The organism is Lachnoclostridium phytofermentans ISDg, from assembly GCF_000018685.1.
In the GTDB taxonomy this organism is placed as follows: Bacteria; Bacillota; Clostridia; order Lachnospirales; family Lachnospiraceae; genus Lachnoclostridium; species Lachnoclostridium phytofermentans.
Map to the genome: position 1 here is coordinate 3178261 of NC_010001.1, position 12377 is coordinate 3190637.

A 12377-nucleotide genomic window follows, 5' to 3' on the forward strand; every position below is an offset into this window, starting at 1 on the left:
CCCTCCGGCAGCACTTAAGCTACTAGGAATATCCAGTTTCTATTCACAATAGACATTTCAAGCAAGTCATTCAGCTGAAAGTGAATGAGTCAGCATATAGTCTCTTAATTCACAATATCCATTTTCTTAAGGTCTTATTTGCCCATTACCAAATACAACGTATTTTGTAGAAGTTAATGCTTCTAATCCCATAGGTCCTCTGGCATGAAGTTTTTGTGTACTTATTCCAATTTCAGCACCAAGTCCAAATACTTCTCCATCAGTAAATCTAGTCGAAGCGTTTACATATACTGCAGCTGCATCGATTTCCTCCAGAAATTTCATTGCATTTTGATAGTCAGACGTAATTATACTCTCAGAATGACCAGTATTATAATGATTAATGTGCGCAATTGCTTCCTCTATTCCCTTAACAACCTTGACCGAAATCAAAAGATCTAAATATTCTGTAGCAAAATCTTCTTCTGTTGCTTCCTCCATTTGAGGGCAGATTGCTCTAGCTTTTTCATCCGCACGAAATACAACCTGTTTCTCTGTAAGCCTTTGATATACCTGTGGTAAAAACTCTCCTAACACATTCTCATGAATAACAAGAGACTCGCAAGCGTTACATACTCCCAAACGCTGTGTTTTTGCATTATCGATAATATCTAGTGCCATTTTAAAATCAGCAGATTCATCTACATAGATGTGACAATTTCCAGTTCCAGTCTCAATAACTGGAATCGTGCTATTTGCAACAACAGACTTGATTAGTCCTGCTCCACCTCTAGGAATTAGTACATCTATGTACTCATTCAGTTTCATTAGCTTTGTCGCAGTTTCTCTACTGGTATCCTCTAGTAATTGTACTGCATTTTCATTAATACCAGTTTCTTTTAATGCTTCCCTTAAAACTTTTGCGATGGAAAGGTTAGAATGAATTGCATCACTACCACCTCTTAATACCACCGCATTTCCTGCTTTAAAGCAAAGTCCAAATGCATCTGAGGTTACATTTGGTCTGGATTCATAAATGATACCGATAACACCGATTGGTACACGGCGCTTTAATATCTGAAGACCATTGGGACGGATTTCAGACGAAAGAACTTCACCAATTGGATCTTTTAAGGACACGATTTGACGTAATCCATCTGCCATCTGTTCCAAACGATTGGTAGTTAGACGTAAACGGTCAATTAGAGATTCCTTCATCTGATTCTTTTCCGCATTTTCAATATCAAGCTGGTTCGCAGAAAGAATTTCTTTCTGATGTATAATCAATGCTTTGGCACAAGCCAATAAGCCTTCATTTTTTTTAGTCTGTACAAGGTGACTTAGTTCACTAGCAGCTGCTTTTGCCTTAGAACCAATCACTAATAAATCTTCCATACTGATACCTCCTTTTATTCTATTCGTAATTCGTTACTTGATAATCTCGTTAAAGATAATAATTACTTAATTTTTAATTATCAACAAAGATCTGAATTATACTTCTCAATCAAATACAATTTGACGTTTCTCTGTAACAATTCTATGCATTGGTACATCAAACTGTTCTGTTTGTAACACTTTCTCTATTTGAAAATCATAAGCTATTGCTACTTTTTTCAGATTCGGATTCGGATGTTCTATGAAATATCTATCATAATAACCTCCACCATAGCCAATACGATTACCCATCAAATCAAAAGCTAACCCTGGAACTATCATGATTTGGTTTCGATCTTCTTTCATTTGTCCCATGTTCTTTGGTTCCGGTTCTAGAATTCCTAAAGTTCCTGGTAAGAGTTCCTCTAGGGTCTCTATTTGATAAAATTCCATGAATTTTTTATCTAAAACTTTTGGTACATACACACGCTTACCAGATAGAAGTGCACCTGTAATCAGTCCATGGGTATCTACTTCCTTCCCAAAAGATACAAAAGTAAATAAGTCATCCGCCATCATAAAATCAGGAAGTCTTAATAATTGGTCTAAAATAGTCGATGATTTTACCTTCGACTCTTCCTCTGACATTTGATTCCTTTGGGTTCTATTTTTCTCTCTAAGCGTGTATTTATCCATCATTTTTAATTCTTATCCTTCTTTGCTAAATCGGTTACTGAACCATCTGGATTTAATAATGAGATGTTATTGAGCGTTCCACGCATGTTTTGGCGAATCGCAGCAATATATTCTTGACGAAGTTTTTGTTGTTCCGCTTTTTCTTCTTCTGTCAATCCTTCCGCTTGGGATTTGTGATATAATTCATTAATTCTATCTATTTTTAATTCATCCATATGAAAATTTACTCCTAATTCTATTACTAATATTCTAAGTTCATTACTTACTCCTATTGATTTTAAAGGTTATAATTACTTACATGAAATCTTCTAAGTTTTTTAATTCACTAAAATTAATTTTTCTAAGTTTATTAATTACTAATGAATTCTTCTAAGTTTATTAATCTACTAATACGAATTCTTATAAGTTTCTTAATTCACTAATATGAATTCTTATAAACTTATTAACTTACTACTAATCCTTAATCCTTTAAAACAAGAAAAAGCATACTATGAACTTTCATTGTCGTGTATAAAAACTCCTAACTAATCTATACCCTATTATTCTTTAGGATATTGTTTGGTTGAGAGGTAATCTAACATATTAAAATCTTGATTTTTATGAGCCTTAAACAATGTTCCGACATTCTTTCCTTCTAAAAGATGAGGGATGACACTTAAATCCTCACCATTTGCTATTATCATATCTGCACCAGCATCTGTCGCAATTCGAGCCGCTGATATTTTAGTACCCATACCGCCAGTACCAACATTAGAACCAGCACCCTTGCCCATCTTTAAGATATTATCATCAATCACCTCAACGGTATCAATAAAAGTCGCGTCTGGATTACTTCTAGGATCATCACTATAAAGTCCATCAATATCAGAAAGCAAAATCAATAGATCAGCATCAACTAAAGCAGCAACGATGGCTGATAGCGTATCATTATCACCAAATTCCACTTCGTCTGTTGTAACTGTGTCGTTTTCATTTACAATCGGTACTATTCCAAGCTTAAGTAGCTCATGAAAAGTACGCTGTGCATTTTCTCGACTGATATCATTAATCATAGTGTACTTCGTCATCAATATTTGTGCTGTAATCTGATTATATTCTGCAAATAACTTCTGGTATACCATCATAAGACGTGCCTGACCTACCGCTGCGCATGCTTGCTTCAGTGCTAATTCTTCGGGTTTTTTCATTAGGCCAAGGGATTTTCTACCAACTGCAATTGCTCCGGAGGAAACAAGAACAACTTCTTTCCCTTGGTTTGTAAGATCCGTTAGAATACGTACCAATTTCTCCATCTTTGATAAATTTAGGTTACCAGTCTCCTGATGTGTTAAAGAGGAAGAACCTATTTTAATTACTATTCTCTGCTTGTGCGTTAGTATTTCTCTCATGTTAAACTAATCCCCTTTCTGACAGGGAGCCATACTCGGTCCCAATACAAGCGCGAACCATTAATTCACACTGATTCGTTTCTACATCTGCTAGCAAATGCAGTAAAATATAACTATAAAATAAAAATCGCCTTTTTATTTTAACAAATATCTGCTATGGACGATACTTCACAGCCAAAGCTTCATATACTTTCATTCCATCTACAGCCGCTGAAACAATCCCGCCAGCATATCCAGCACCCTCACCACAAGGATAGATTCCCTTTCGGTTACTTTCCAAAGCCTCATCTCTCAGGATTCGAAGTGGAGAAGAGGTTCTCATCTCCACTCCAGAAAGTATAGCATCCTCATCTGCAAAACCGGTAATATTCTTGTCAAATGCTTGAACTCCTTCAATGATTGATTCTACCATGTAATCTGGTAAACAATCTCTTAAATTAGCTAAACTATAATTTCCACGAATATTCGGTTTAATATGACCTATTTTAACACTCTCCCTGCTTCTTAACAAGTCTCCATATCGTTGAACCGGAACATTCCCCCGTCCAGTTTGATATGCTAACCCTTCATAGTACCTTTGAAATTCCATTCCAGCAAGTGGTGTATCAACAGCTCCCGGTATCTTTTTAAAATCTTCTGGTCCAACTGTTACAATGATAGCAGAGTTTGCATTTTCCCCTGCTCGGTCATGATAGCTCATTCCGTTAACTACCAATCTTCCTTCTTCAGAAGAAGCATTCACTACATAACCACCAGGACACATACAAAAGGAATATACCGCTCTTCCATTGTTACACTGATGTGTTACCTTATAATCAGCTGCAGATAGGTGTACGTACTCAGCACCATATTGGTTTTTACTGATTAACTCCTGTTTATGTTCCATTCTGACACCGACAGCAAATGCTTTCTGCTCCATCGTAAGTCCACGGCGGTATAACATCTCAAATGTATCTCTCGCACTGTGTCCAAGCGCTAGTATTAAAGCAGAACACGGGATTTTTTCTATGGAAGAATCTGAACTTGTCACACCATTATCGAACTTGCTTCGATTTCGTTTTGTTATCTCTATTCCGGTAACAACTCCATCTTCAATCAATACATCCGTAAGTTTCGTATCAAAATAAATTGTACCTCCACAAGCTTTGACATCTTCACGGATATTTTTTACCACCATACTTAACACATCGGTACCAATGTGTGGTTTATTCTTATATAAAATTTCTTCCGGTGCGCCATGCTCCACAAGTACTTTCAGAACCTGTCTAATACGTCCTGTCGTATCCTTTACCATGGTATTTAACTTACCATCTGAAAATGTACCTGCTCCACCCTCTCCAAATTGAACATTAGATTCGGTATCTAAACAATTGTCAAGCCAGAACTGATCCACTGTTTTTATTCTCTCTTCTACCGCCTGACCACGTTCTATTAGAATCGGCCGATATCCATTCTTTGCAAGGAAATAGGTACAAAATAGTCCTGCTGGTCCACTTCCGACAACAATCGGTCGTTCCTTTAAGGAATCGTTTCCCTGAATAGTAAACGAATATTCTGACTCAGTAACCAAAGTTACATTCGCATCTTTTACTCGCTTTACGATTTTATCTTCGTCTTTCACTGAAACGTCAATCGCATATATGTATTTGATTTCCGTTTTCTTTCTAGCATCGATTGATTGCTTTCTAATGGTGATGGAACGAATTATTTCGGGAGTTACTTTAAGTTTTTTATAAACTGCCTCCCGTAGTTCTTGCTCTGTATGCTGTATGGAGAGTTTTAATTGGTTAATTCGTATCATATGCTTCCTCCATGTTTGTTATTTTACTATATGTTGTCCTGCAACCGCTCCTGTAGACCATGCCCACTGTAAGTTATACCCACCGCAGGTACCATCAATATCAAGAATTTCACCTGTTAAATAAAGTCCTTTCACAAGATTTGATTCCATAGTTTCTGGGTTCACTTCCTCAGTACTTACTCCACCTGCACTAATCTGAGCATTTTCAAATCCGTTACTTCCTGTAACCGAAATTGGAAATTTCTTTAATAGACTAATGATATTAAGGTTCTCCTGTTTTGACAGCTTCTTTGCACTAACATCTGGATTGATTTTTGCCACTGCTAATAAAGTATTACTTAACTTATTATTTAAAAGCCCAGTGAATAATTCAACTACAGTCTTATATCCTCCGTACTTGATTCTTTCTTGCCATAAGTTTTGCAATTCATTTTCAGACATATGAGGGAAAAAGTCAAGCAATAATTGTGTGTCTTTCCTTTGCATCACTGAAGCTACTGCATATCTACTCATTTGAAACACTGGGATACCAGAGATTCCATAGTCCGTAAATAAAAATTCGCCAATTTCCTCTGTCACCTTTTTGGATCCTGAAAAAAGCTCTCCTTTTGCATCTATTCTGACACCAGAGATCTGCTTGAAGAACTTACCTTCCGCTTTTAGTTGAACCAAAGCTGGAAACGGCTCAATTATTGTATGTCCAAGTTTTCTTAGTATCTTAAGGCCGCTTCCATCCGAGCCCTGTTTTGGTGCAGCCAAACCGCCGGTCGCAATAATTACTTTATTACAACGATATTCCTTTTTCTCCTCTGTACGAAGTAAAAATCCTTGGTCTTCTCTTTCTATGTTTAAAACATGTTCTTTTAAAAATACATCCACTTTCAAGTTTTTTAGCTCCATGGCTAAAACGTCAGCTACCGCCGCAGCTTGCTCAGAATTTGGATATACATACCCGTTTCTTAACTTGGGATAAATACCCAAAGACTGAAAAAAAGCAATGGTTTGCTCCACGTCAAACTGACGTAGCACTGCCATTGCAAATTCAGGATGAGTTCCACGGTAACAATCTGGTGTTTGTACCTGATTTGTGTAATTACATTTTCCATTTCCAGTAGCAAGAATCTTCTTGCCTAATCGTTCCCTATGTTCTATGATAGCGATTCGTTGGCCTCTTCTCGCTGCAAAAATAGCAGCTACCATTCCAGAGGCCCCTCCACCGATTACAATACAATCGTATCTCATCCTTACCTCCATATCTTGAATGACTTTCCAATAGAGAGTATAATTCATATCTTATACTAACTTGAATAACTTTCTAGTAGAGAGTATAATTCATCTCTTGTCCTAACTTCAATTCCTTTCATTAATTCATTGCGGTCATTTTCTGGTAGGTTTACTGCATCGATTTCTGTCTGTTCATAAACAGTCTTACGATCACTATAATAGACAATAACTTTACCGTCTCTTACTGCAACATAATATTGGAATTTATGCATATCTGCATTATAACTCTTACGAATCACAAATTCTTTTGGTGAGAAAGTAAGGAGTTCATAGCCATATAATCCATCCATTTCTTCGGATATCGGTATCTCCTTCATATAATCACTTAATTTTAAGATAATCTCTCTTCTCGTCAAACCAATTAAATCTGCTGTTGGTGCTAGTTCTTCTCTCACTAGGGAATTGTCTTTTAATTGATAAGTCTCTAGTATATACTTCGTACTTGGTAATATAATATCTTGTTCATTACTTGTTGTAGAAACATCTGGTTCCGGTGTCACCTGTACCTGTTTCTGATTGTATAATAGTAATTCTTGTTTCTTATATTCTTCTAGCGATTGCAGTAATTGATGATCCCTCTCCACTGCTTTTTCGTTAAAATGACTCAATGCCCGCCTAAAACTAATATAATAGCACGTTGTAAAAAACGCACATAATCCCACAAAACATAAGAAATAACCAACCAATCGCTTCATAGACTGTTCACACTCCTTTGTCTATGAAGTATTGACTAATTTTCTCCAAATATACTGGTTTTTACAACAGATGCAGTTTTTTACATAACTTAAGAATACTTCTACCCGCTGGCATCTCTAATAATTCCTCTTCGTCCATAGTTCGAAGTAAAATAATACTAATACCATACACAATTACAGCAACAATTATGGAGAACAATACGCTAATTGTATTGGAATTTATGATGCGATGCATGAATTCGTAGGCAAAGTAAGTGACAATACCCATCGTAACGGAAGCTGCAAACGGTAATCCAAACGTTTTCATAACTTCTTGCTTATAATTTAATGCCTTCGCCACTTTAATCCAATTTAATATACAGACTACTAAAGCAAAGGACATATTACCAATAACTAATCCATAGGCATCTAACTTCCCTACAATTATTAATAAATAAACAATTGGTATATGAATAACTAGAGAAATAGCTGCATGCTTCACTGGTACCATCATACGATCAATTCCTTGAAGTACACCATTGGTAATTGTGGAAAGTGCAAAAAGTACAACTGCCATCGAACCTAAACGAATTAATTGCGCACTAAGCTCCACATCTCCTTTATAACCAAACAATAATAATACAATTGGTTTAGCTAATACCGTTAATCCAATTGCTGATGGAAAAGCTATTAGCATATTCATTTTCACTGACATCGCTATCTTTTTATGCAGCTCCGTTTTATCTTCCTTTTGATGTGCCATCGCAATCGTTGGAACAATTGCTGTACCAAGTGCGGCTGATATCGCTATTGGAACCGTCGTAAGCATTTTGTATTTTGTAGAATAGATACCAAAGATGGCAGCGCTTTGTTCTTTTAAGAAACCACGTTGTTCTGCTAACCAAGACCATAACTTTGCATCAATAATACCACTTAGATTAAATACGGTTTGACTTATGATAACAGGTAGCGCGGTATAAACAATCGCAGTAAGGGCTTCTTTATAACTTTCTTGATGTTCCGCTTGATCTTTTCTGCATTTTTTCTTTAAAACCGGATGGTACGCGTAATAGATAATCGCTAAAAATAGTAAACCAAATATCGCTCCCGCTAATGTTCCTGCTGTACTACCAGCGGCACCATAAGCATCAATCTGAACAGAAGCATTGTGCTCCTTCATTAAATAATAAGCCGCTATAATACTTACTATCGCATTGACAATCTGTTCTAATAATTGAGAAATTGCAGTAGGTACCATGGTACGTTTTCCCTGAAACAATCCACGAAGTACACCCATAATAGAGAATATAAAAATTGTAGGTGCAAGGACACGTAGTGGAATTGCAATATCCGCAGCATTTTCTCCGCCAATTAAACCAGCCCAAAAGGTTGCTCCAAAAAATAAAGTTGCACTCGCAATTAATCCAGCAAAGGCAGATAACGCCATCGCAGATAAGAAAATACGATAAGAATTTTTATATTCTTTTCTCTGATCTCTGATAGACACTAGCTTAGATACTGCTAATGGAATACTGTAAGAGGAAAGCAATAGAGCTAAATTGTATATCTCAAAGGACATCGAATAGTATCCCATTCCGGTGTCTCCAACGATACGGTTTAGAGGTATCCGGTATAACATACCAATCAATCTGGCTAATATGGAGGATACCGCCAGAATGGAACCTTGTACTAAATATTTATTTTGTTTATTACTCATGAAACTATCCTCCCATGATTTTCTCTAAATTTTTTCGTGAATTATATGTTTTGAAACAGTAAATGAAATCTATTCGATTTTATTGTTTCCAAAGAATTTACCTGTGGTGTAAGAATTTATTGTAAGCTGTTATTTCACGATTAACAATATAATCTCCTAAGTACTTACATATCCTATTCTATAATAACGTCCGAGACATGGTTGTCTGGAAATACCGCAATATAGGTCTTTCCAGGATTTATTATAAGTTCTTCTCCACTTTTATTATAATATCTCATAAAACGAGTACTTTCGTTCTTTTTCCATGTAATTGGTATATAACTTCCATTGGTGAAGTAATATCCTTCTCCAGTTGCATCTTCAATATCCATCGTCTGATATCCATTTTTATCGATATTCCATTCTTTCACAAATTGAACAATCAGATTTTTATAGGTTAATTGGTTGCTTGTATTTGCATCAATATGTTTATCATCATATTGGTATCTTAGATATTCTTTCGTATTAGTATCATATATAAAATACGGCTTTGCTATAGAAGAGAATTTCAGAGTGACTTTACTCGCCAAACTACCTCCGAATAAGTCCTTATCGCTATCATTAAATTGATAGTGACCTTCAAAACCTTCCTCATAGGTTGTACGATACTTCCCTTTTTCTAGAGCACGCTCTATACCATCTAATGACAAAAATGCATTATGTGGTGCTTTAATACTCTTGTCTCGATAAAAAGAATTTACTCCGGCACCATCCATACCACTGATGGTATCAATTCCAAGTTTCTTTATCTTTTTAACTGCATAAGAAGTCTGTCCATAGCGCACAAAGATTGCATCATATTCATCTGCAAAACTTACATAATAATGTCTTGCACTTCTTACACTTCCAATACGCTCTGCGGTCTTAGACGACTTATCAATCCCTTCGAAGATTCCCATTAGTCTTGTAATCCCACCTTCCACAAGCGCTTCATACAAAATAGATGCATCCCCGATTCCACTCTGTGGATTTGCAACCTTAATATTATTTAACATAACAGCAAAAGGACGTTGGTTTGCAATTTCTTCCTCAACCCAAAGCCCTGTTAATTTACTGATTGCTTGACCTTCTCTATTCACTTCAGGAGTTATGATAGGTGTAGCTGTTGGCTCTATAACTTCCGTTGGTGCTACGGTTGGTTGGATAATAAACGAATTATCCTTTTGTGAATTCTTCTTACACCCAGTTGCCAAAGCACACAGAAAAAGAAGACCAAGTAGATAGCCTACTTTTCTCTTGTGTTTGAAAGAATGAAGTTCTTTCACTCTTGAAAACGTGCCTCTATGCAGGCTGGATATTTGTGCCGAGGATGACGCAGGCTCAAATATCCGTGTGAAAGAACTTCGTTCTTTCACGCTATTACAGTCAGTTTGTTTCGTCATATTTACATCCATTCTGACGCTAACGCGCCCTTTTTATAACTATGCCAACTTATTTTCTAACTGTCTTCACTAATTGCCAAACTTCTGCATGAGAAGATAGTGTTTTATAAACTTATTTAACGGCTAAGATGAATACGATCAAGTATTGCTCGCTGTCGTTCTTCCATTACTTCGCGCTCTTCCTCTTCCATATGGTCGTAACCACAAAGATGAAGCATACTATGAGCTATTAAAAATCCTAATTCCCTTTTTTCACTGTGCCCGAATTCCTTCGCCTGACTAAAAACTTTATCCACAGATACAATAATATCCCCTAACATTAGCTCTCCAGAATCAGGATGAAAGCAATCCTCTTGTTCTTCTTCCACATGCTCAAAATCAGAAGGTTCGTTAAATTCTACCATAGGAAAGGATAAGACATCCGTAGGAGCGTCAATCTCTCGATATTCCTTATTAATCTCTTTGATTTCCTCATTGTTCGTTAGAACTACATTAATTTCAGTTTCATAGGGACATTCCTCATAATCAAGTGCTGCCTCAATTACTTCCTTTATCAATACTTCTTCATTAAAATCAAAATTCACTTCTGTTTCTTTTTCTATATGAATCGTCATATTAACTCCCATCTGCGTTCTTTAGCATACACCTTTAATCAAGAATTTAAAATATAATCTATATTGCTAATATAGAATTCCTTCAATTTATGAAAATCCTTTATTGAGATACCACTTTCATCTAAAGTACCTTTATTCATTCGAATGGAAAATGTGTTTTCAATTACCTTTTCCGCAGTAATGCTTGTCTCACCCGAATTTTTTAAATATAAAATCGTTGAGAAAATATTATCGGAAAGCATTACAATAGCTGCCTCTTTTGTCTTTGGCAGTTCTACTTTAAAGTTATGTTGGCGTATCAAATCGCTTACTTCTTTTGGTAGTTTATACTGACTTGCAAGCTCTTCTCCATTTTTCACATAATCCGGACCAAGAAGTCGTCCAACTTCATGATACAAACCTCCTGCATAAGCGATATCTTCTTTTGCCCCAATATATCCTGCAGCTCTTTGCGATAGATGCGCAATTGAGTTGGAATGATGATATAATTTAGGTGATTCCTCCTCTAACCGTCTCATTAATGGGAATCGTAGGTTTGTTACTTCTTGTACCGTAAAACATGATTTATTACCATCCTGTAGCAAGAAGTCCCCTTCGAATGCTAATGTGGTTAAGTCATTGTTATCTTCTTTTGAAAGTCCCTCATTTACTAGTTCTAAACTTGTAGCAAACTCTTCTTGATCTTTCGTCTGTGGAAAAGTAGAGCTTTTCTTTTTAGAAGAAAATACTTTTGCTATACTGCCAGATAAAAAGCTTAACAAAAGAATCAGAAAAACACAAGCATAATAAATAATATTTTTTTTCGTTAGTAACTTGTCCAAGGTAAAATCACTCTGAATTACTAACATGGTTATGAATAATGACAACGTTACTAAGAGTGCATATAGAAAGGATATCCATCTTGTTAAGTATCTTGCAAGAAAACATATAATGAAAGAAAGTACCAAAGGTAACAATTGTACCTCATATGTAATATTTCCATAATAAGTAAACATAATCATGCCAAATGATAATAATAACGCAAGATTCGTGTCTACAAACATTGCAAGTAACGCAATTCCTAAAATCCAAACTGGAAATTCTAAGATATCTAGATTTACTAAAAAATTTGGAATCAGCGGTATTAATACACTACCTACCGTAATCAAATAACAAAAACTAATGAGCCACCAAGAATACCTTTTTCTTAGTATATTTTTTTTATTTTGATAGAGATAGAAACCAGCAACAAAATTCATAACGATGGTATAAACAGAATACTTCAAAAGTTCTAAAAAACTGCTTTCATATAATAAACCAAACGAAAGCGTTAAAGCAAGGGAGGTTAAAAGCAAGGTTACAGCGGTTAATACTAATCGAATAGAGGGAATCTCCTCCAATGTTATATCCTGTTCTTTTGTCTCCATGCAATCCTCCCCTTCTGCCTATC

At 35.9% G+C, this 12377-nt stretch carries 11 protein-coding genes; all 11 read right to left on the bottom strand.

All coding sequences use genetic code 11. The annotated features are described in order from the left end of the window. Positions 1-126 precede the first annotated feature (126 nt). A complete protein-coding gene (locus CPHY_RS13415; protein WP_012200613.1) occupies positions 127-1374 on the bottom strand; it encodes a glutamate-5-semialdehyde dehydrogenase in 1248 nt (415 codons plus the stop codon). 105 nt (positions 1375-1479) lie between these two features. Then, entirely contained in the window at positions 1480-2052 is a 573-nt protein-coding gene (locus CPHY_RS13420; RefSeq protein ID WP_012200614.1) for a 5-formyltetrahydrofolate cyclo-ligase, read from the bottom strand. Between the two features lie 2 nt (positions 2053-2054). Then, positions 2055-2264 carry a DUF896 domain-containing protein gene (locus CPHY_RS13425; protein ID WP_012200615.1) on the bottom strand — a complete coding sequence of 70 codons (210 nt, stop codon included), beginning with the start codon at positions 2262-2264 and terminating at the stop codon, positions 2055-2057. A gap of 324 nt (positions 2265-2588) precedes the next feature. After that, the gene (proB, locus tag CPHY_RS13430) at positions 2589-3437 is read right to left on the bottom strand and encodes a glutamate 5-kinase (protein ID WP_012200616.1); all 849 of its coding nucleotides are present in this window, start codon (positions 3435-3437) and stop codon (positions 2589-2591) included. A gap of 154 nt (positions 3438-3591) precedes the next feature. Further along, the gene (locus CPHY_RS13435; RefSeq protein ID WP_012200617.1) at positions 3592-5238 is read right to left on the bottom strand and encodes an NAD(P)/FAD-dependent oxidoreductase; all 1647 of its coding nucleotides are present in this window, start codon (positions 5236-5238) and stop codon (positions 3592-3594) included. Between the two features lie 18 nt (positions 5239-5256). Further along, positions 5257-6480, bottom strand: a complete 1224-nt coding sequence (locus CPHY_RS13440) for a BaiN/RdsA family NAD(P)/FAD-dependent oxidoreductase (protein ID WP_012200618.1) — start codon at positions 6478-6480, stop codon at positions 5257-5259. A 56-nt stretch (positions 6481-6536) separates the two neighbouring features. Beyond that, a complete protein-coding gene (locus CPHY_RS20880) occupies positions 6537-7217 on the bottom strand; it encodes a BofC C-terminal domain-containing protein (protein WP_012200619.1) in 681 nt (226 codons plus the stop codon). Between the two features lie 61 nt (positions 7218-7278). Next, positions 7279-8913, bottom strand: a complete 1635-nt coding sequence (locus CPHY_RS13450) for a putative polysaccharide biosynthesis protein (RefSeq protein ID WP_012200620.1) — start codon at positions 8911-8913, stop codon at positions 7279-7281. A gap of 173 nt (positions 8914-9086) precedes the next feature. Next, a complete protein-coding gene (locus CPHY_RS13455) occupies positions 9087-10334 on the bottom strand; it encodes a DUF3048 domain-containing protein (protein ID WP_157668723.1) in 1248 nt (415 codons plus the stop codon). Between the two features lie 116 nt (positions 10335-10450). Continuing rightward, a complete protein-coding gene (gene ybeY / locus CPHY_RS13460; protein ID WP_012200622.1) occupies positions 10451-10948 on the bottom strand; it encodes an rRNA maturation RNase YbeY in 498 nt (165 codons plus the stop codon). A gap of 38 nt (positions 10949-10986) precedes the next feature. Then, positions 10987-12354 carry an HD domain-containing protein gene (locus tag CPHY_RS13465; RefSeq protein WP_012200623.1) on the bottom strand — a complete coding sequence of 456 codons (1368 nt, stop codon included), beginning with the start codon at positions 12352-12354 and terminating at the stop codon, positions 10987-10989. Positions 12355-12377 lie beyond the last annotated feature (23 nt).